This is a genomic window from Klebsiella sp. 141198, assembly GCF_050600785.1.
In the GTDB taxonomy this organism is placed as follows: domain Bacteria; phylum Pseudomonadota; class Gammaproteobacteria; order Enterobacterales; family Enterobacteriaceae; genus Klebsiella; species Klebsiella aerogenes.
This window is the reverse complement of the sequence record NZ_JAQIRM010000001.1, coordinates 917,330-938,007: the sequence shown is the minus strand read 5'-3', so window position 1 is coordinate 938,007 and position 20,678 is coordinate 917,330. Positions and strand designations below refer to the sequence as shown.

Sequence of the window (20,678 nt, the reverse complement as noted above, 5' to 3'; positions counted from 1 at the left end):
GTTAAAGCGCGTTAAGCATAAAACGGCTAGCCTCAGTACAGGCCGTTAACAAGAGGAGTTTGCTATGACCGCTAATCCACAACGCCATCACCGCTGGGTATTGGCTTCGCGCCCGCACGGTGAACCTACCGCCGAAAATTTCAGACTGGAAGAGGGCGATCTACCAACGCCGGGGGCGAATCAGATCCTGCTGCGGACTATTTATTTGTCACTCGACCCTTATATGCGCGGACGGATGAGCGATGCGCCTTCTTATTCGCCACCGGTGGACATTGGCGCGGTGATGGTCGGTGGGACGGTAAGTCGCGTGGTGAGCTCTAATCACCCAGATTTTAAACCCGGTGAGTGGGTGCTTGGCTATAGTGGCTGGCAGGATTATACGCTTTCCGATGGTAGCGATCTGGTTAAGCTCGGCGACAATCCTGAACACCCTTCCTGGGCGCTGGGGGTGTTAGGCATGCCGGGATTTACCGCTTATATGGGGCTGCTGGATATCGGCCAGCCGAAAGCGGGCGAAACGCTGGTGGTGGCGGCGGCAACCGGGCCGGTGGGGGCCACCGTCGGGCAGATTGGCAAACTTAAGGGTTGCCGCACCGTCGGTATTGCCGGCGGCGCCGAGAAATGTCGTTATGCGGTAGAGACGTTAGGCTTTGATATTTGTCTTGACCATCGCGCTGCGGATTTCAGCCAGCAGCTGGCGCAGGCGTGTCCGCAGGGAATCGATGTCTACTATGAAAACGTCGGCGGTAAAGTCTTTGATGCGGTTCTGCCGTTGCTGAATACTGCGGCGCGTGTTCCCGTGTGCGGACTGGTTAGCGGCTACAACGCCACCGCGTTACCGGATGGCCCGGATCGGCTGCCGCTGCTGATGGCGACCATCCTTAAAAAACGCATTCGTATGCAGGGCTTTATCATCGGCCAGGATTATGGCCATCGCATTGCCGAGTTCCAGCAGCAAATGGGGCGCTGGGTACAGGAAGGTAAAATCAAATATCGCGAGCAGCAGATTGCGGGCCTGGCGCAGGCGCCGCAGGCGCTGATTGGCCTGCTGAAGGGGGAAAACTTCGGCAAAGTGGTGATTAACGTCGCAGCGGACGAGTAACGTCGCCGTTTTCTCCAATGCCCCCGAAGAAGCATGCGGGGGCGCTTTCGCCGCCTTTAACCAAAAAATGATTAATCCATACTTTTATTAATGGTTTGCTTTTCCGTGAGCGGCTTTTTATCCTTAAGGAAACTTAAGAGGTTAATGCGATGAAAGATGTAGTTGATAAATGCAGTACCAAAGGCTGCGCCATTGATGTTGGCACCATTATCGATAACGAAGACTGCGTTTACCGGGTCGAGAAACTTTTCCCTACCCGTGAAGAAGCGGAGTCCGCGGTAGCGGCCATTCGTGAACGCGCCGTTGCCGCCGCCAGCGAAACGCCGACCGTGGATTACACTATTGAACCGGTGGGTAATGAGGCGAAACTGGACGCGGCGGTGAATTTCTCCTGCCAGGCGGAAAAAATTATTTTCGAATTGTCCTTGAGAAGCGCGTTCTAACAGACTGCGGCGGAATCAAAAAGGGATCCCAATTGGGATCCCTTTTTTATCATCACCCATCGGCGGGCGTAGTTACTCGAAACGCCAGGCGAGATTCATACCGATGCCGAAGTTACGGCCCGGCGCTGGTTCGTAATAACGACCATTGGATTCGTTGACAATCACTGAGCCCACGTAATTGCGATCAAACAGGTTATCGACGCGGCCAAACAGATCCATATCCATTTTTCCGTAGCTCCACTTATAGCCGGTGGTCAGGCCAACCACGGTCCACGATGGCGCTTTGGCGGTGTTGGCGTCGTTGGCCATAATGTCGCCCATATAACGGATATCGCTCCCCGCGTACCAGCCCTGTTCCGGTTGATAACCGAAAGACGCGTAGCCCATATTGCGGGCGATACCCGGAATACGATTGCCGTTGCAGTCCGACGAACCGCAAACGTTCGTGCGATAGGTGGCGTCGAGCCAGGTCCATGCTGCTTTTAATTTCCAACTGTCGCCAAACTGCTGGTCGAGGCCAAGTTCCATTCCCTGACGACGGGTCTTACCGGCGTTTTTATAGCTGGTGCGACCGCCACTGCTGGAATCGACCACAATCTCATTGTCGGTATCGGTCTGGAAAAGCGCGGCGGTGAACAGTCCGTTGCCTATCCGCGTTTTGCTGCCAATTTCCACGGTTTCATTTGTGGAAGGTTTAAGATCGAAATTTAATCCGCTCTGGTTGCCAGAACGATAAGAGAGCTCATTGATCGTCGGCGTTTCAAAACCGCGCCCGGCGGAAAGATAGATATTCCAGGCATCCGTGACGGCATATTTCAATGAACCGGCTGGCAGCCATTTGTGATAGCTGGCATCGCCGCTATCGTCGCTGTTACCTGGGGTGACGTAATAGTCGTTAGAGTCAAACCACACGGAACTGTAGCGAACGCCAGCATCGAATGTGAGCTTGTTGGTCAGCTGCCACTGGGTTTGCAAGTATGGGTCCAGGTTCCACATCAGATTACGTTCATTACGGCGCAGGTTGCCCTGTTCGCCATATTGCGGCGCGCCGTTCACCAGAACGTAGTTTTCATAACCCTTACGCCGTTCGCTCATATTTTCGTAATCAAGACCGGTGGTAAAGGTCACCGGCACCAGCAATTCGCCGCGGTGGGTCCAGCGGGTGTCGATCCCCTGATAATGGCGAGTCAAATCGATGACTCCCCCGGAATGCGAGGGCTTCAGCTGCGGCGCCATGGGGATTGACTGGTACTGAGTGGTTTCGCGCTCGCCGGCATACATCATCACGCTCAGATCGTCCTGCTGGCTAAGCTGGCGCTCATAGCGTAGTCCGGCCTGAGTCTGCTTCACCGTTTTACGTGTGTTGTACTGGTCGCCGCGGGGCGACTGGCGCGGGTTATTCTGCCACTCGTCGTGGCTCAATCCGCCCGGGTCGTTAGCTTTAATATCCACGCTATTGAACAGCAACGTTAATTTACTGACGTCATCAATACGCACGCCTAATTTTGCGTTGGTGAGATTTTTCCGCGCGCCGCTATGGTCGCGTGAACCATGGGTAGTGAAACGGTTGGTAGACACCGTGTAGTCGACGTCGCCTGCCTGAGTGCCGTCGCCGACGGCGCCGGTAGCTTTAAGTCCATAATGCCAGGTACCGAAGCTGCCGTAGTAGCTGCTGGCCTCAATGGTCGGCGGCTGGCTGCCGGTTTGGGTATTGACGTTAATTACGCCGCCGGAAGAGTTGCCATAGAGCGCGGAAAAAGGTCCGCGTAACACTTCCAGGCTATCGATGCTGCCGATATCGATATTCGATGTCTGCCCCTGGCCATCGGGCATGGTGGCAGGGATACCGTCAACGTATAGCCGCAAGCCACGGACGCCGTAGGTGGAGCGGGAACCGAAACCACGAATCGACAACTGCAAATCCTGAGCATAGTTTTGCCGGTTTTGTACTTGTAAACCGGGTACCGCGCCGAGCGATTCCGAGAGGTTAATTCGCGGGGCGGCCTGTCGCATATCATCGCCATTCACTACGCTGACGGCGGCAGGGGTATCCAGTTCGGAAACCGCGGTAGGCGTTGCCGTGACGACCATGGTTTGTTCGTCGTTGGTGCTGGCATGCACGTTGGCGACGAGAGGGAGTAATAAAGCGGGGAGCGCGACCGTGCGCATGGCAATAATCTTCATCAAAGCGACTCGCAAAGAGAAACGTACCAAATGGAACATATGTATATATGTTACACCGTTTGTAAATTCTTTGAAAATAATTAACTAACCAGTCGTTAAGTAATAGCCAGCAAAGGTGATTCTTTTAAGCAAAAAAGACAATTAACGCTCCACATTAAGATAAATAATGATTACTATTCTCATTTACAAAACGAGTGAAGTTAAACTTTACGCTGTGGAAGCCATCTCTAACCGGTAATTAATTGTTCTATAAAGGGAATCGTTATGTCATTACGTCAGTTATCCGCGCCGCGTCTGCGTCGTTCTCTGTTATTAACGTCGTTACTGTTGGCAGGCAGCTTCAGCGCCCACGCCGCCGAAGAGCTCCTGCGCAAAGCGGTTGGTAAAGGCGCGTACGAAATGGCGTATAGCCAGCAGGAAAATGCGCTGTGGGTTGCGACCTCGCAAAGCCGTTCCCTTGATAAGGGCGGCATCGTCTATCGTCTGGATCCGACTACGCTCGACATCACCCAGGTTATTCATAACGACCTGAAACCGTTCGGCGCCACCATCAATAACACCACCCAGACATTGTGGTTTGGCAACACCGTTGATAGCAGCGTCACCGCAATAGATGCCAAAACCAGCGTGGTGAAAGGGCGACTGGTGCTCGATGACCGTAAACGTAGTGATACCGTACGCCCGCTGCAGCCGCGTGAGCTGGTGGTGAATGAGAAAACCAATACCGTGTATATCTCCGGGCTGGGTAAAGAGAGCGTCATCTGGGTGGTGGATGGCGACAAGCTGACGCTGAAAGATACCATCGCCAATACCGGCGCGATGGCGACCGGGCTGGCAATCGATGCTGACGCGAAACGTCTTTATACGACCAACGCCGATGGCGAACTACTGACTATCGATACCGATAGCAATAAGATCATCTCGCGTAAGAAGCTGCAGGATGACGGTAAAGAGCATTTCTACCTGAACCTGAGCCTGGATACAGCTGGTCACCGTGCTTTCATTACCGACAGCAAGCAGCCGGAAGTGCTGGTGGTAGATATTCGTGACGGGAAAGTACTGCAAAAAATCGCCGCGCCGGAATCTTTGGCGGTACTGTTTAACCCGGCCCGCAACGAAGTCTACGTCACCCATCGTAAAGCGGGTGAAGTCAGCGTCATTGATGCTAAGACCTATAAGGTCGTTAAAACCTTCAAAACGCCAACCTTCCCGAATAGCCTGGCGCTGTCCGCCGATGGAAAAACGCTGTTTGTTAGCGTGAAACAGGAGTCAACTCGTCAGAAAGAGGCCACCGCGCCGGACGACGTAATCCGCATTGCCCTGTAATCTCCAGGGAGGGGGCGACCCCTCCTTACTCCGGGTCTCATCCTCTGTTACAAACCGCTATTAGCCTGATTACTATAAAGGTTATACACTTACTTTTTCCCGCGCGCGGCGGGAAAGTGGTAATCATTCTGGAGAAATTATGAAAAAGCCATATATGGTGATCTGCGCGGCGGCAATGCTGGCGCTTCTGGCAGGCTGCAGCTCTAATTACGTCATGACGACAAAAAGTGGGCAAACTATTGTGACCCACGGTAAACCGCAGTTGGATAAAGAGACCGGCATGACCAGCTATATCGATGAGTCTGGCAACAAACGCGAAATCAACAGCAGCGACGTTGCTCAACTGGTGGAAGATAATTAATTTTGCGGTGACGGTTTGCCCGCAGAGGGGCAAACCGTTATGGAGTGGCGCTTAGCGTTTTTCAACGCCCGGCGCCGTGCTGTGAACATCAGCCACGCGTTTACGTACGCCGAACCAACCAGCGACCAGCAGCACCGCCAGCAGCGGAATGGATCCGATGGTATAGGTGCCGTTCGGGTAGTCAAAAGCCATCAACACCAGTACGCTCAGCAAGAACAGCAGCGTCAGCCATGAAGTAAACGGCGCGCCCGGCATCTTGAAGCTTACATCCGCCGCTTTTCCTTCCTTGATAGCCTTACGCAGACGCATCTGGCAGATCACGATAAAGCCCCATGAGGCGATAATCCCCAGAGAGGCGACGTTAAGTACGATCTCAAATACCTGCGACGGCACCAGATAGTTGAGAAAGACTCCCACCACGTAAACTGCCAGTGTCGCGAGGATCCCGGCGTAAGGGACGTGATGGCGGCTCATCTTCGACATAAACTTCGGCGCTGAACCTCCCATCGACATCGAACGCAGAATGCGCCCGGTGCAGTACAGGCCGGAGTTCAGGCTGGAGAGGGCGGCAGTTAACACCACGATGTTCATCACGCTGCCGATGTACGGTACGCCGAGCTTCGAGAAGAAGGTGACGAATGGGCTTTGTCCTGCCTGATAGGCGTTCCACGGCAGCAGCAGCACCAACAGTACGACGGAACCGACGTAGAACAGGCCGATACGCCAGATCACGCTGTTAATCGCTTTCGGTACCATGGTTTCCGGATCTTTACATTCGCCCGCCGCGGTACCCACCAGCTCGATAGAAGCGAAGGCGAAGACGACCCCCTGAACCAGTACCAGAGCCGGCAACAGACCGTGCGGGAAGAAACCGCCGTTGTCGGTAATCAGATGGAAGCCGGTGGCATTGCCATCCAGCGGTTTGCCGGTACCGAGGAAAATCGTGCCGACAACCAGGAACGCAACGATAGCGAGTACTTTCACCAACGCGAACCAGAACTCCATCTCAGCAAACCATTTCACGCCGATCATATTCATGGTGCCGACGATCGCCAGCGCGCCAAGGGCGAAGACCCACTGCGGGACATCGCCGAAAGCGCCCCAATAGTGCATATACAAGGCGACGGCGGTGATATCGACGATACCGGTCATTGCCCAGTTGACGAAATACATCCAGCCGGCGACGTAGGCGGCTTTTTCACCGAGAAATTCACGAGCGTAAGAGACGAAACTACCGCTGGAGGGGCGATGGAGAACCAGTTCGCCGAGGGCGCGAAGGATGAAGAAGGAGAAGATACCGCAAACCAGATAAACCAGCGCCAGCGCCGGGCCTGCCATTTGTAAACGCGCCCCGGCGCCGAGAAACAGACCGGTACCGATGGCGCCGCCAATGGCGATCATCTGTACCTGACGGTTGCCCATTGCTTTGTGGTAACCCGATTCGTGCGAGTTGAGCCAGTGGCGTTTCGCGGCATGATGTTCCGCCGCGTCAGTGTGTTTGTTATTCATTGATGTACCCATTTTCCTGTCAATGTCCATGAGTGGTTGTCGTATCGCGCAGCGGCGATACATCGTGCTGGCTTTCTCACTATTCTGTCGTAGAGATAAATCAGGCACGGCGCTGCATCCTACACGTAACGTGATAGTGACGCACGTAAAACATTTCACTACAGCACTTACTTAAATATCAATGAGTTCAATGACGCAACGCGTCGACGAGTAGCGCAAACGCAGCGGTATGCTGACGGCGGCTGGGATAATACAGATGATAACCAGGGAAGGAGGGTGTCCAGGCATCGAGCACCCGCACTAAACGACCGGCAACCAGCGCCTCCTCGACGCAATCATCCGGCACATAGGCCAGGCCGAGACCAGATTCAGCGGCATCAATGCGTTGCGGCAAACTATTCAGCGTCAGTTGGCCATCCACATAAACCTGAAAACTTTTACCATCGTCGGTGAATTCCCAGGCGTAAATCCCGCCGCGGGTAGGTAGGCGCATATTAATACAGCGGTGCTGATCCAGTTGATAGGGCGTCTGCGGGGCGCCGTAGCGTTGTAGATAATCGGGCGAGCCCACGACAACCATGCGCATGTCCGGGGCGATGCGCACCGCAATCATGTCCTTTGCCACCTGATCGCCAAGGCGTACGCCGGCGTCAAAGCGGCCATCGACGATATCGGCCAGGCCGTTATCGACGGTAATTTCGATATTGATATCGGGATAACGCAACATAAAGGGTTTTAATGCCGGCCATAATACCGCGCTGACGGCGTGTTCACCGGCGTTAAGACGAATATTACCCGCCGGAAGGGCGCGGCTATCCCTCAAGGCGCCGAGCTCGCGTTCAATTTCCGTGAGATGTGGACGTAAATTCTGGAACAATTTTTCACCCGCTTCGGTGGGAGCGACGCTGCGGGTGGTACGGGTTAGCAGACGAACATCAAGCCGGGCTTCGAGGTTGCGCATCGCATGACTCAGCGCAGATTGCGACACCCCAAGTTGGGCAGCGGCGCGGGTGAAACTGCGTTCGCGGGCGACCACCATAAACGACAGGAGATCGTTGAAGTTATCTTTTAGCATTATTATTCCGCATTAATGAATTTGATTCATGGCTGGAAGTTGAGTCTAAACCTTGTGCGGCAGATCCGCCACGAAGACACCCTATTGCACGCGTCTTTTATTGCGCATATCTAATTTCCGGCAGAGTACATGTGAATAAATTGTTTCTCAGCACGCGCTGCAGATTCTAATAATGCAGGCATGTTAATTAAAACGAGCCTGCGAAATGTCTTATCGAATCAGTATCCTGGATAAAAGTCCTCTGGCTCCCGGCGAAACTGCCGCTCAGGCGCTGGCGCGTACGTTAACGCTTGCGCAACAGGCGGAACGCTGGGGATATCATCGTTTCTGGATTGCCGAGCATCACAACGCGGAACAACTGGCGAGTCCGTCGCCGGAGCTGCTGATTGCCTGGATCCTCGGGCAAACCCGGCAGATCCGCGTCGGATCCGGCGGCGTGATGCTCCAGCACTATAGCCCCTACAAAGTCGCTGAAAACTTCAATTTGCTCGCCAGTATTGCGCCAGGACGCGTCGATCTCGGCGTTGGTAAAGCGCCAGGCGGTCTGCCGCTCGCCACTCGCGCGCTACAACAGGGCGTCCATCAGTATGAGAAGGGCAGTTTTGCCGAACAGCTTGCCCAGCTTGATAACTGGCTAACGTTGACCGAAAGTCAGGGTGAGGAGAGCCTGCGCGCGACCCCCATCCCGCCGCGCCGCGCGGACGGTTTCCTGCTCGGCGCCAGCGTTGAAAGTGCGCGTCTGGCGGCGAGCCTGGACTGGAACTTCGTTTTCGCCGCGCATCTCAATGGCGATAAAAATCTGTTGCAGAAGGTGCTGACGAACTGGCGTGAGTTGAGCCGCCGCGAGGTCATCGTGGCTGTACAGGTAATTGTTGCGCAAGACACCGCCAGCGCGGCCGAACTGGCGAAGCAGGTGGAAGTCTGGGGCGTCGAGCTGGCAAACGGCCAGCGGGTAACGGTGGGTAGCGAAGCTCAGGCAGCGGCCTTTGCCCGTCAGGCGGGGAGTCCGCCCACACGCATCGAACGCCGCGAGTCTTCTCTGTTATTCGGTACTGCAGACGAGGTTAAAGCACAACTCGATGCCCTTCAGGCGCAGTGGGGAATTGATGAGTTTATTATCGATACCCCTATTGCCGAAGGCCGTGCGCGGCTGGAATCGCTGGGGTTGCTGGCGCAGGCGCATCTTGGCGCGGAGGTAACGCCATGAATTTCGAACAACAGTTGATTAGCTGGCGGCGCGAACTGCATCAGAACCCGGAACTCTCGTTACAGGAAGTGGCAACCACCGCGCGTATTCGCGACTGGTTGCAAAGCGGCGGCCTCCCGCTGCTACCTTACGAGTTAACCACCGGCGTGGTGACGGAAGTCGGTAGCGGCGACAAAATCATCGCCCTGCGGGCCGATATTGACGCGCTACCGATAGAAGAGGCCACCGGGCTGCCGTTCCGCTCGCAAAATCCCGGCGTCATGCATGCCTGCGGTCACGATATACATACCAGCGTAATGCTTGGCGCAGCGTTGTTGTTAAAGGAACGAGAAGCGCAACTGCCGGGGCGAGTGCGGATCCTGTTCCAGCCAGCGGAAGAGAGTTTCGGCGGCGCAAAAACGCTGATCCGCGTTGGGGCGCTTGACGGCGTATCGGCCATCTTTGGCATGCACAATGAGCCCAATTTACCCGTTGGCGAATTCGCCACCCGCGGCGGCCCGTTTTACGCCAACGTCGACCGCTTCGTATTCAAAGTGACCGGCAAAGGGGCGCATGCCGCCCGGCCGCATGAAGGAAAAGATGCCATCCTGCTGGCGAGTCAACTGGTGACGCTGCTGCAGAGCGTCGCCAGCCGCGAAGTGAATACCCTGGATTCGGTGGTGCTTAGCGTAACGCGCATCCAAGGGGGAAATACCTGGAACGTTTTGCCGGAAAGCGTCGAGCTCGAAGGAACGCTGCGCACCCACAGCAGTGAGGTGCAGCAGCGGGTTAAGGTGAGAGTCAGCGAAATCGCCGCCGGCTTCGCCAGCGCCTTCGGCGCGCAAATCGATGTCTTCTGGTACGCCGGGCCAACGGCGCTGGTCAATGATGAACGTTGGGCGGCATTTGCCGGCGAGGCGGCCGACCGCTTCGGTTATCGCACGCATCACGCCGATTTGCACTTGGGCGGCGAAGACTTTGCCGTCTATCTGCAGCATATCCCGGGCGCTTTCGTCAGCATTGGTAGCGCCAGTGAATTCGGCCTGCATCACCCGGCCTTTAATCCGGATGAAAACGTCATTGCCCCAGCCGCACGTTATTTCGCGGATCTGGCGGAACAGGCATTACACCATATTTAATTTTTTGACAGGGGAAGGGGGCACTATGTCTGAAAAACGGCAATTACGTCTGGGGACGATTTTACATGGCGCCTCAGGAAATATGTCTGCCTGGCGTCATCCGGCGGCGCTGGCGGATGCCAGTATTAATTTTGGATTTGTGAAAGATACGGCGCAAAAAGCCGAGCAGGGGAAACTCGATTTTATTTTTGTCGCCGACGGGTTATATATTAACGAAAAATCCATCCCGCACTTTTTAAATCGTTTTGAGCCGTTAACGGTATTATCAACGCTGGCGGCGGTGACCGATCGTCTGGGGCTGGTCGGCACGCTCTCCACCTCCTATAGTGAACCGTTCACGACCGCGCGACAGTTCGCCAGCCTTGACCATTTAAGCCACGGGCGCGCTGGCTGGAACGTGGTGACGTCGCCGCTGGAAGGCTCGGCGAAAAACTTCTCCCGCGCCCAGCATCCCGATCATGCGCTGCGCTATCGCATCGCCGACGAATATCTTCAGGTGGTTAAAGGATTATGGGATTCCTGGGAAGACGGCGCTTTTGTGCGTAATAAAGAGAGCGGTCAGTTTTTTGATAAAAATAAACTGCATACGCTTAATCATCATGGCGATTTCTTTAAAGTCGCTGGTCCTTTGAATATTGCCCGCACGCCGCAGGGACGGCCCATTATTTTCCAGGCCGGCGCCTCCGATGACGGCAAAAAATTAGCCGCTCGCCACGCCGATGCCATTTTTACCCACCAGGAATCGTTAGCCGAGGCGCAGGCGTTTTATCAGGATGTCAAAAGCCAACTGGCTGCCTATCAGCGCAGTGCGGATCAACTGCATATTTTCCAGGGCGTCAGCGTAATCGTCGGTGACGACGCGGAGGATGCGGAGCGTCAATACCAGACCACGGCGGCGCTGGTCTCGATCGACGACGCGTTGAATTACCTGGGTCGTTACTTCGAGCATCATGATTTTGCGCAATATCCACTGGATGAACCCTTCCCGGATATTGGCGACCTTGGGCAAAACAGCTTCCGCAGCACCACCGATGAGATTAAACGCAATGCCCGTGAACGGGGATTAACCCTGCGCCAGGTGGCACTGGAGGCCGCCAGTCCACGCCCGCGCTTCTCCGGCACGGCCAGCGACGTCGCCGACGGCTTACAGCTGTGGTTCGAGCAACGCGCCGCCGATGGCTTCATTATTCAGGGCGGCACGCCGGAAACCTTCCCGCGTTTCGTTGATGAAGTGGTGCCATTGCTGCAGGCGCGCGGATTGTTCCGCCGCGACTATCCAGGCACCACGCTGCGGGAAAGCCTGGGGCTGGATCTGCCCATTAACCAATTCGAAAAATAATAAAAGAGAACCGCGCTATGCAGAAATCAACGCTATTGCTGGCCTTCGCGTTGGCAATTAGCGCCCCGTCGTGGGCGCAGGACGTCAATATCAATGGCACCGGAGTTAGCCTGGAAGCCAATAAAACCCCGATTCATACGGCAAAAAATCCGCAGGCAATTGCGCTGTTGCCGAAAGATCTGCACCTGGCGGTGCCGGGGAAATTTACCGTCGCGGTTGCGGCGCTAAACTCGCCGCCGCTGACGGTGTTTTCTGATGATAACAAAACGTTGCTCGGTAGCGAGGCGGATATTGCGCGTCTGGTGGCTGACAGCCTCGGCCTCGAAGTCAACGTTGTTCCGACCTCGTGGGAAGACTGGCCGCTTGGCGTCGCCTCCGGCAAATATGATGCCGCGATCAGCAATATTACCGTCACCAAAGAGCGCAAAGAGAAGTTCGATTTCGCCACTTATCGTAAAGATTCGCTGGGTTTTTACGTTAAAAGCACCAGCCCACTGAACAAGATCGACAAAGCGGAAGATATTGCCGGGCTGAAGATTATCGTCGGCTCCGGCACCAATCAGGAGGCAATCTTACTCGCATGGAATGCGGAAAACGTTAAGCGCGGGCTTAAACCGTTTATACCGGTCTACACCAAGGATGACGCCGCACAGACGCTGGCTCTGCAAACGGGCCGCGCCGATGCTTACTTTGGCCCTAACGTCATAGGCGCCTGGAAAGCGGCCCTTACTGGCAAAACCAAGCTGGTGGGCAGCGTGGACGGCGGCTGGCCGAAGGCGGCGCATATCGCGGTGACGCTGAAGAAAGGCAGCGGGCTGGTCAATGCCGTCCAGGCGGCGCTGAATGGCGCTATCGCCAGCGGCGATTATGCCAAAGTGCTCAATCGTTGGGGCGAAGGCGTGGAGAGCATTCCACAATCGGAAATTAACCCCGCCGGGCTGGGCGATTAACAGGAGGCGCTATGAGCGAAGCATTCCGTGATATCTCTCCGGACGCGCCGGAGCTACAGCCGATTATTAGCGGCCTATTTGCCGAGTACGCCGCCCGTTACGGCGACTATTTTTCTCGTGATGCGGAAGTGGAATTAACCGAATGGTATCTGCCGCCGCAGGGGCTGTTTATTGTGCTGGAGCGTGACGGTGAAATCATCGCCACCGGCGCCTACAAGCCGAAAGACACGCACACCGCGGAAATTAAGCGGATCTGGACGCATCGACGCCTGCGTCAACAGGGGCTGGCTGCCAGGGTTGTACAGGAACTGGAGCGCCGGGCGGTGCTGGCAGGCTATAGCCATATTTTTCTCACCACCGGTTTTCGCCAGCCGGAAGCGGTAAAGCTCTATTTAAGCCAGGGGTACGAGGCGCAATTTGATCTCACTCGCGACCCGGAAGAATACAGCCGCCCGCCCTATGACGGGCGGTTGCGGTTCAGTAAAGCGCTGGCGGTTAGCACCCTCAGCCACAGCGCTTAAGGAGGCATCATGCAATCATCTGAAACGATCAAAGTGGTTCCTGCTCGCTACCCGCTGCGAGTTGCCGGGGCGATATTGGCCCTGTTGGTGCTGGCGATTGTCTTGCAGTCGGTCGCATTCAATCCGCGCTGGGAGTGGGGGGTATTCGCCCGCTGGTTCTTCGATCCGGTGATCCTTGAGGGGTTGGGGCAAACGCTGCTGCTCACGCTACTTGGTACCTTTTTAAGCGTCATCTTCGGCGGCCTGTTGGCGCTGGCCCGCTTGTCGTCGTCGTGGCTGCTCAGCAGCCTGGCATGGGGATATATCTGGCTGTTTCGTTCGCTGCCGCTAATCGTGGTGTTGATCATTCTGTACAACTTTTCATATCTCTACGACAGCTTATCGTTGGGGATCCCCTTCACCGGCATAACCTGGGCGAGCTACCAGACTATCAACGTACTGGGGCAGTTTTCCACGGCAGTGGTCGGTCTGACGCTGGTGCAGAGCGCCTATACTGCCGAAATTATCCGCGGAGGCTTTTTGGGCGTGGATCACGGGCAGTATGAGGCCGCCGCCGCGCTGGGACTCCCCGCCTGGCGACGTACGCTGCGGATCATTTTGCCGCAAGCGCTGCGCACCATTCTGCCTGCGGGGTTCAATGAAATCATTAGCCTGGCAAAAGGGACGGCGATGGTTTACGTGCTGGCGATGCCGGAATTGTTCTACACCATTCAGATGATCTATAACCGCACCCAGGAAGTGATCCCGTTACTGATGGTGGGCGCCGCGTGGTACCTGGTGATTACCAGCGTGCTTTCTGCAATTCAGTACCTGGTTGAACGCGCGCTGGCGCGCAGCGAACGGCGCTCAGCGGTGAACAGCGTGCGTAATAATCGCGTTAACCAACCGGCTCGTCAGCCGCAGGAGGCCGTCCATGCTCAACTCTCGTAATGGTCATATTTCGATAACCGGGGTCAGTAAATACTTTGGTCGTCATAAAGCGCTGGATGATGTCTCCCTGGAGATTGCGCCGGGAACGGTGACGGTGATCCTGGGGCCGTCCGGTTCGGGAAAATCGACGCTGCTGCGCACCATTAACCATCTTGAACGGGTCGATGAAGGGTTTATCCAGATTGATGGCGACTATATCGGCTATCGCCGTCAAGGCGACAAGCTGTATGAGCTGAAAGAAAAAGAGATCCTCCGCCAGCGGGTTAACGTGGGCTATGTATTTCAGAACTTCAATTTGTTCCCGCATCTGACGGTGCTGGAGAATCTGATTGAAGCGCCGATTGCCCATAAACAGGCCAGTCGCAAAGAGGCGATTGCTCGTGCGTATGAACTGTTGGACATTGTCGGTTTGCGCAACAAAGCCGATGCCTGGTCACGGCATCTTTCCGGCGGCCAGCAGCAGCGCATCGCCATCGCCCGCGCGCTGGCGCTCAATCCGCGCGTGATCTTGTTTGATGAACCTACTTCCGCGCTGGATCCAGAACTAGTTGGCGAAGTGCTCGATGTAATTAAAAAACTTGCCCGCTCCGGGACGACGCTTGTGGTGGTAACGCATGAAATCGGCTTTGCCCGCGAGGTTGCCGACCAGGTGGTGTTTATGGTCGATGGCAAAATCGTTGAACAGGGCAGCAGCGATGAAGTGTTAAATAATCCGCAACACCAGCGCACCCGGCAATTTTTATCACGGGTGCTGGCATGAGGAAATTAGCTGCCGCTCTCATGCTGCTCCTGAGCATCGGCGAGGCGCGCGCCGAACTTGATTTGCGCGCCAATGAACGGCCATTGCCGGTGACGCGAGATGATAACGCGATTAGCAAAATCCCGCCGAACTATCGTTTTGTGGAGCCCGGCGTGCTGACGGTGGCGATTTCGGCGTTAAATTCGCCGCCGCTGGCGCTGCTGGCCAGCGACAACCGTACGCGCATCGGCAGCGACCCGGACATTGCCCGTTTACTGGCGGGTAGCCTTGGACTGAAACTGAAGCTGGTGCCTACGGCCTGGGAGGACTGGCCTTTGGGGATCGCGTCAGGGCGTTACGATGTGGCGTTGATTAACATTGCGGTGACCGAGAAGCGCAAAGAGAAGTTCGATTTCGCCACCTACCGCGTTGACTCGCTGGCCTTTTCGGTCAAATCAACCAGTGAGATCACGCGGATTTCAAATGCGCAGGATCTCTCGGGGCGTAAAGTCATTGTCGGTTCTGGCACCAACCAGGAGCGGATCCTGCTGGGGTGGAATGCGGAAAACGAAGCCGCCGGCCGTCAGCCGGCGTTACCGGTTTATCTTACTGACGATGCCTCCGGCAATTTGTATATTCAGTCGGGAAGGGCGGATATCTTTTTTGGCCCGCAGTCGGTGGCCTCTTATAAGGCTGCATTAAACGGGAAAACTAAAGTCGTCGGGCTGGGACCCAAAAAAGCCTGGGTGGCGACTACTACTAAAAAAGGCAATGGGCTGGTATACGCGCTGCAGGCGGCGCTAAACGGCGCGATCGCTCGCGGCGAGTATCAGCAGGTGCTCGCGCGCTGGGGGGAACAGGGGGAGGAAGTCAGGCAATCGGAGGTCAATCCGCCGGGGATAACCTATTGATGCAATGATTATTCATAGCAGGGATTGCTATACTCATGGCTACATCGTGTGTCTTTTTAATGGATTAATCACTGTGGCTGAAAACCAACTCTTACTGGAGCAACGCTGGCAGCACCATCGTGAACCCGCGTTGCTCGCCGCTTCCGGCGGCGCTATCGACACCATCAGCTTCATCACCTTGTTTGGCCTGTTTACCGCCCACGTCACGGGAAACCTGGTGGTGGCCGGTGCAGCACTGGCCACCAACAGCGAAGGTATTTTATCCAAACTGCTCGCCATTCCTGTTTTTATGCTGGCGGTGGCGATCGTTACGCTGGTTATCAAACGTCGAAAAATTATCACGCCACGCTTCCTTGGCGGCTTGTTCGTCGTCGAGATCCTGCTGTTATTGCTTTTCGGCCTGTTGGGGCTGCTGTGGCAGCCCTTTGTCGGCGCGGATAGCGCGACCGCGTTAATCACCGGTATGGCAGGCGTAATGGCGATGGGGGTGAGAAATGCAACCACCCGTTTATTATTACCCACCACCAGCCCGAGTACGATGATGACCGGCAACGTCACGCAGTTAACCATCGATGTGGTGAACTGGTGCCTGGCGCCTAACAGCGAGAATAGAGAGAAAATCAAAAAATCGGGGGCTTCGGTGCTCGGTTTTCTGCTGGGCGCAGGGCTCGGAGCGCTGGGCTACATCCTGGCGGGCTTTTACTCGGTACTTATTCCGGTGGTACTGGTGGCCATCGTCGCCTGGCGCGAATTCAGCGCCGCGCGGAATTAGTGCTACGCTAAAAGTTTTCTACGCGGGAGCTGACGATGATGAAATTGTATGGCGTGCCGGGGTGGGGCTCGGCGATAAGCGAGATGATGCTAACGTTGGCCAATATCCCTTATCAATTTATCAATGTCGATGGCTTTGACCAGCCAGGCGCGCAGCGAGAGAAACTGTTGGCGATCAACCCGCTGTGTCAGGTGCCCACTTTGCTGCTGGCTGATGGCAGCGTAATGACGGAGTCGGCGGCGATAGCGCTGATGATCCTCGACGAGCGCCCGGATCTGGCGCCGCCAGCCGGTACGCCACAGCGCCGGCAGTTTCAACGTTTGCTGATCTGGCTGGTGGCAAACGTTTATCCTACCTTCACCTATGCCGACTATCCCGAACGCTGGACAGCCTCAGCGCCTGACGAACTGCGTGAGAGCTGTCAGCAATACCGCAAATCACTGTATCTATGGCTGGAACAACAGCTGGCTGCCGCGCCTTACGCCTTGGGCGGGGATATCACGCTGTTGGATTGCTATATTGCCGCGATGTACAGTTGGGGGCCGCGCCGAGAGTGGTTCGCGGCGCATACGCCAAAGTTTGCCGCCGTGGCGCAGGCGGTTTATCGCCGTACGGAACTGCAGCAGGTACTGCGTGATAACAATCTTCTTTAAAGCACTAATTGTGACTTGCATCAGGAAACCTGTGATAGTTTTAAATTCCCAATAATAAGGAGCCTGCTATGCCACATGTTGATATTAAATGTTTTCCCCGTGAACTGAGCGAAGAGCAAAAAAATGCGCTGGCTGCGGAAATCACTGAAGTTCTGATCCGCCATCTTAGTACAAAAGACAGTTCAGTTAGCGTTGCGCTCAATCAGGTGCAGCAGAGCGACTGGCAGCAGGTATGGGATAATGAAATCGCGCCGCAGATGGATTCTTTGATTAAGAAACCGGGATACCGAATGTAAAAGACCGGCCGCCGTTAGCGCATTTTCGTCACGCTAAATAGACTACCATCGGCCGAGGTCAATTTTACTTGAGCGAAAGATATGCCACTTTATTGATCCAGATCAATAAAAGTGGCTTTTTTTTGATTTCCATACCTTTCATTAATTTACCTTTTGTAAAGTAATTGGCCATTTAAGAATAATCCTAATCAACATAAATAACTGATAATACTGCACTATATAGTGCATTGCGCTTTGTATGTATTTAAATGTAGTTTTATGTTTTGATTATTATGCATATCAAAATTGTTTAGGCGATTGCTGATTTGCCATGTAACCTGCCTTTGAAATGATGATTTTTATCATGGAGAGATGAATGATAATAGGTAGTGCGTTACTTGGTTACCAATTAGAGGATGATTTTTTTTACTTCTTGAAGTACCGGGAAATAGCTACTGTAAGTGGTAATAGAAAAAACATCCGTCTACGAAAAACGATGGCCTGTTTAATTGAGTATTTATTCGAACATGGTCTTGAAAGAATGGTTAGTGATGAAGAGTTGATGGTACATGTCTGGGAGAAAAATGATTTAAGGCCCTCATCACAACGTTTATGGCAAGTGATGCAAAATTTACGTCGGATCCTGAAGGATATCGGCATCGAACAAGATATTATATTACGCGTTAAGACTCAGGGTTATTATATCAATAGTCATTACGTTACGAGTGTTTATTCGGTAAGAACTCATAAACCATTCTGCCAGAATAATGATGCGACCGTTCAGCTTTGTGAGCTGTCCGAGCTAAATTAATAGCCATAGGGTCTGCCGTATTCAAGGTATGCCTGTCGTTTTCATGTTAAGGTTATAAAATTGAAGGTGATAATTAATAGTAAGGATATTTGGTTCCGACTGGGCGTGGAACACTGTCTGCAACAGATAGCTTCTGACGATAATGAGATCGATTACGCTGATTTGGATTTTTGTAATCATTCTATACAGCAAGCGGATCTCATTATATTGCCGTTACATGGCTATCAAGATTACAAGCATATTTATGCGCTATCTCAATTTTATCAGGGCATGATTCTGGGTGTGAGCACCTCCAGAAACGTTCACTCACGGCGGCTTTTATTTCGCCAAAATATATTATGGATAAGCAGTCGTGAAACCATAGACAATGTTCAAAAATTATTGTTAACGATCAAGCATCGGCAATTATATCATCATGATGGTCAACCGGATTTTAGTGTAATGAAGGCAAAAGATGGGGCTCCGCTCAGCGAAAGAGAAATGATGATTATTGGTCATGTCGCCAAAGGCACTCCGGTGAACGCCATTGCCAGAGCGTTGGGACTGCGGGTAAAAACCATTTATGCGCATTTAGATAAAATTAAAGCTAACTTCAACCTTAAAGGTGGAAGTCACTTTCATCGCTTCATGATAAGCCCGCCGTCTTATCACTTACTCTAAAAGATGGTGAAAGGGAATGACGGCAGAGTTGCCGTCGTTCTGTTAATTATGTGGCGTATTCGCCTGCACGTGACGGCCGCTGGCGACAAAATTGCCGGTACCGAGATGGTGAATAGTATTGAGTTTGTCATCATCAAACTGCCAGCGCCCGCTGACGAAGGCTCGTTCATCGGCCGCGGCGGCAACCACTTCGCCAAACAGCGTATCGTATTGCTCTTGTGCCGCGGTGGCGGGGAGCAAACGGCATTCCATCCACGCCAGGCATTTCTCTTCAATTAACGGTAGCCCCAGTTCGGGCCCATTCACCACCGGGATACCGTAAGCATTGAACTTATCTTCATCACGCCCGCTCACGCTGCCGACCGCATAGACCCAACTGGCGGCGGCCACGCCCGGCACCACTATGCCAAAGGCGCCGTTACGCTCAATGATCTCGCGCGTCCAGGTACTTTTATCCACCACAATAGCTACTCGCGGCGGGGCAAACTCAACCGGCATCGACCAGGCGGCGGACATCACGTTGCGGCGTCCGGATTGCGCATCATAACTGGTGATCATAATGGTCGGGCCGTGGTTGAGCAGGCGGCTGGCGTACTGAAGTTCCACGTGGCGAAAACGGCTCATAAGCGTTCCTTGGTGAGTGGGCGAATGCCTGTAAGTAGTTTATTCACAATACAAAAGTAATCAATACGTCAACCGCGACGTAAATGAGATCTCAGCGGGCGCGATCGCACAAAATACGCCGTGGCGTGGCAAAAATACGCTATAAATGTCGGACACCAAAAACTGGAGGCGTTGATGACCCCATTTTTAAGCGCGTATTTTACTCGTCTGGCCTGGACGGGAACCCCCGATGTTTCCATAGACACCCTGCGGGAATTGCATAGCCATCACAATAGCGCGATCCCGTTTGAGAACCTGGATGTATTGTTGCCGCGTGAAATCCATCTTGACGATCGCGCGCTGGAAGAGAAGTTAATCACCGCCCGCCGCGGCGGCTACTGCTTTGAACAGAACGGGCTTTTGCAGCGGGCGTTAAGCGAGATCGGTTTTTCGGTTCGCAGCCTGCTGGGGCGCGTGGTGTTGGCTAATCCGCCGCAAATGCCGCCGCGTACCCATCGCTTGCTGCTGGTAGAGGTCGAAGGCGAACGCTGGATTGCCGACGTCGGCTTCGGCGGCCAGACGCTGACCGCGCCGATTAAGCTACTGGCCGATATTCCGCAGCATACACCGCATGGTGTATATCGACTGGTGCATGAAGGCGATGAGTGGACACTGCAGTTCAATCATCATGAACACTGGCAATCGATGTACCATTTTGATCTGGGGCGGCAGTATGCTTCTGATTATGTGATGGGCAACTTCTGGTCGGCGCACTGGCCGCAGTCCCATTTTCGTCACCATCTGCTGATGTGTCGTCATCTGCCGGACGGCGGAAAAATGACGCTGACCAATTTCCATTTTACCCACTGGGACAAGAACCACGTGGTGGAGAAGGTGGATCTTGCGGACGTGTCGGCGCTGTATGAAGCGCTGCAAACCCGCTTCGGATTAGGTGTAGACGACCCAAAACACGGGTTCAGCGAAGCCGCGCTGGCAGCGGTAATGGCGGCATTCGATACCCATCCTGAAGCCGGGAAATAACGTTTATAACGGGACGAGGAAAGCGCATTGTCGTCGTAGGCCGGATAAGGCGTAGCCGCCATCCGGCATACAGGCTGGAGCCAGGTCCGATAAATATGACCCGGAGTCGGCGCAGGCGCCTCGTCCGGGCTACCGGTAAACGGGCATG

The 20,678-nt window shown here is 54.3% G+C and carries 20 protein-coding genes and 1 pseudogene; 17 read left to right on the top strand and 4 right to left on the bottom strand.

Going from position 1 to position 20,678, the window contains the following annotated elements; all coding sequences use genetic code 11:
• The first annotated feature begins 64 nt into the window (after positions 1–64).
• A complete protein-coding gene (locus tag PGR10_RS04530; protein WP_430923032.1) occupies positions 65–1,102 on the top strand; it encodes an NADP-dependent oxidoreductase in 1,038 nt (345 codons plus the stop codon).
• A gap of 149 nt (positions 1,103–1,251) precedes the next feature.
• Positions 1,252–1,545: a DUF406 domain-containing protein gene (locus PGR10_RS04525; protein ID WP_047054792.1), complete on the top strand. Its 294-nt coding sequence runs from the start codon at positions 1,252–1,254 to the stop codon at positions 1,543–1,545.
• Between the two features lie 72 nt (positions 1,546–1,617).
• Here the strand turns inward: PGR10_RS04525 and pqqU are convergent, their stop codons facing one another.
• Positions 1,618–3,729, bottom strand: coding sequence for a TonB-dependent receptor PqqU (gene pqqU / locus PGR10_RS04520; RefSeq protein WP_430923031.1), 2,112 nt, complete (start codon positions 3,727–3,729; stop codon positions 1,618–1,620).
• Positions 3,730–3,993: 264 nt separating this feature from the next.
• Between pqqU and PGR10_RS04515 the strand changes: the two genes are divergently transcribed.
• Complete coding sequence (locus PGR10_RS04515) at positions 3,994–5,055, top strand: YncE family protein (protein WP_087859548.1); 1,062 nt, start codon at positions 3,994–3,996, stop codon at positions 5,053–5,055.
• Between the two features lie 139 nt (positions 5,056–5,194).
• Positions 5,195–5,416, top strand: a complete 222-nt coding sequence (locus PGR10_RS04510; protein WP_015366425.1) for a YgdI/YgdR family lipoprotein — start codon at positions 5,195–5,197, stop codon at positions 5,414–5,416.
• 51 nt (positions 5,417–5,467) lie between these two features.
• Here the strand turns inward: PGR10_RS04510 and ansP are convergent, their stop codons facing one another.
• Complete coding sequence (gene ansP / locus PGR10_RS04505) at positions 5,468–6,925, bottom strand: L-asparagine permease (RefSeq protein ID WP_045382500.1); 1,458 nt, start codon at positions 6,923–6,925, stop codon at positions 5,468–5,470.
• A 187-nt stretch (positions 6,926–7,112) separates the two neighbouring features.
• A complete protein-coding gene (locus PGR10_RS04500) occupies positions 7,113–8,000 on the bottom strand; it encodes a LysR family transcriptional regulator (protein WP_213793965.1) in 888 nt (295 codons plus the stop codon).
• A 205-nt stretch (positions 8,001–8,205) separates the two neighbouring features.
• On the opposite strand from PGR10_RS04500, the gene PGR10_RS04495 reads away from it, so the two are divergent.
• The 12 genes and pseudogenes from PGR10_RS04495 (at position 8,206) to PGR10_RS04440 (ending at position 18,886) form a co-directional block, all read left to right on the top strand.
• On the top strand, positions 8,206–9,207 hold the full coding sequence (locus PGR10_RS04495; protein ID WP_213793966.1) for an MsnO8 family LLM class oxidoreductase: 1,002 nt from the start codon (positions 8,206–8,208) through the stop codon (positions 9,205–9,207).
• The gene (locus PGR10_RS04490; RefSeq protein WP_087859552.1) at positions 9,204–10,325 is read left to right on the top strand and encodes a M20 peptidase aminoacylase family protein; all 1,122 of its coding nucleotides are present in this window, start codon (positions 9,204–9,206) and stop codon (positions 10,323–10,325) included. Before PGR10_RS04495 ends, PGR10_RS04490 begins: the two co-directional genes overlap by 4 nt.
• 25 nt (positions 10,326–10,350) lie before the next feature.
• Positions 10,351–12,614 (top strand): annotated as a pseudogene (locus PGR10_RS04485) (NtaA/DmoA family FMN-dependent monooxygenase).
• A gap of 11 nt (positions 12,615–12,625) precedes the next feature.
• A complete protein-coding gene (locus PGR10_RS04480) occupies positions 12,626–13,135 on the top strand; it encodes a GNAT family N-acetyltransferase (RefSeq protein ID WP_087859555.1) in 510 nt (169 codons plus the stop codon).
• A gap of 9 nt (positions 13,136–13,144) precedes the next feature.
• Positions 13,145–14,065, top strand: a complete 921-nt coding sequence (locus tag PGR10_RS04475) for an amino acid ABC transporter permease (RefSeq protein ID WP_430923030.1) — start codon at positions 13,145–13,147, stop codon at positions 14,063–14,065.
• The gene (locus tag PGR10_RS04470) at positions 14,049–14,825 is read left to right on the top strand and encodes an amino acid ABC transporter ATP-binding protein (protein WP_015366435.1); all 777 of its coding nucleotides are present in this window, start codon (positions 14,049–14,051) and stop codon (positions 14,823–14,825) included. The genes PGR10_RS04475 and PGR10_RS04470 overlap by 17 nt, the downstream gene beginning before the upstream one ends.
• 20 nt (positions 14,826–14,845) lie before the next feature.
• A complete protein-coding gene (locus PGR10_RS04465) occupies positions 14,846–15,715 on the top strand; it encodes a transporter substrate-binding domain-containing protein (protein WP_015366436.1) in 870 nt (289 codons plus the stop codon).
• Positions 15,716–15,788: 73 nt separating this feature from the next.
• A complete protein-coding gene (locus tag PGR10_RS04460) occupies positions 15,789–16,487 on the top strand; it encodes a YoaK family protein (RefSeq protein ID WP_430923029.1) in 699 nt (232 codons plus the stop codon).
• 35 nt (positions 16,488–16,522) lie between these two features.
• Positions 16,523–17,140 (top strand): glutathione S-transferase family protein, encoded by a 618-nt coding sequence (locus PGR10_RS04455; RefSeq protein ID WP_047058692.1) that lies wholly within the window; start codon positions 16,523–16,525, stop codon positions 17,138–17,140.
• Positions 17,141–17,208: 68 nt separating this feature from the next.
• Positions 17,209–17,436, top strand: coding sequence for a tautomerase PptA (gene pptA / locus PGR10_RS04450; RefSeq protein ID WP_015366439.1), 228 nt, complete (start codon positions 17,209–17,211; stop codon positions 17,434–17,436).
• A gap of 355 nt (positions 17,437–17,791) precedes the next feature.
• The gene (locus tag PGR10_RS04445; RefSeq protein WP_015705537.1) at positions 17,792–18,226 is read left to right on the top strand and encodes a winged helix-turn-helix domain-containing protein; all 435 of its coding nucleotides are present in this window, start codon (positions 17,792–17,794) and stop codon (positions 18,224–18,226) included.
• A 66-nt stretch (positions 18,227–18,292) separates the two neighbouring features.
• Positions 18,293–18,886 carry a LuxR C-terminal-related transcriptional regulator gene (locus PGR10_RS04440; RefSeq protein WP_430923111.1) on the top strand — a complete coding sequence of 198 codons (594 nt, stop codon included), beginning with the start codon at positions 18,293–18,295 and terminating at the stop codon, positions 18,884–18,886.
• 42 nt (positions 18,887–18,928) lie between these two features.
• Here PGR10_RS04440 and PGR10_RS04435 read toward each other — a convergent pair whose 3' ends face one another.
• A complete protein-coding gene (locus tag PGR10_RS04435) occupies positions 18,929–19,510 on the bottom strand; it encodes a flavin reductase family protein (RefSeq protein ID WP_015366443.1) in 582 nt (193 codons plus the stop codon).
• 174 nt (positions 19,511–19,684) lie between these two features.
• On the opposite strand from PGR10_RS04435, the gene nhoA reads away from it, so the two are divergent.
• Positions 19,685–20,530, top strand: a complete 846-nt coding sequence (gene nhoA / locus PGR10_RS04430; RefSeq protein ID WP_213316148.1) for an N-hydroxyarylamine O-acetyltransferase — start codon at positions 19,685–19,687, stop codon at positions 20,528–20,530.
• Positions 20,531–20,678 lie beyond the last annotated feature (148 nt).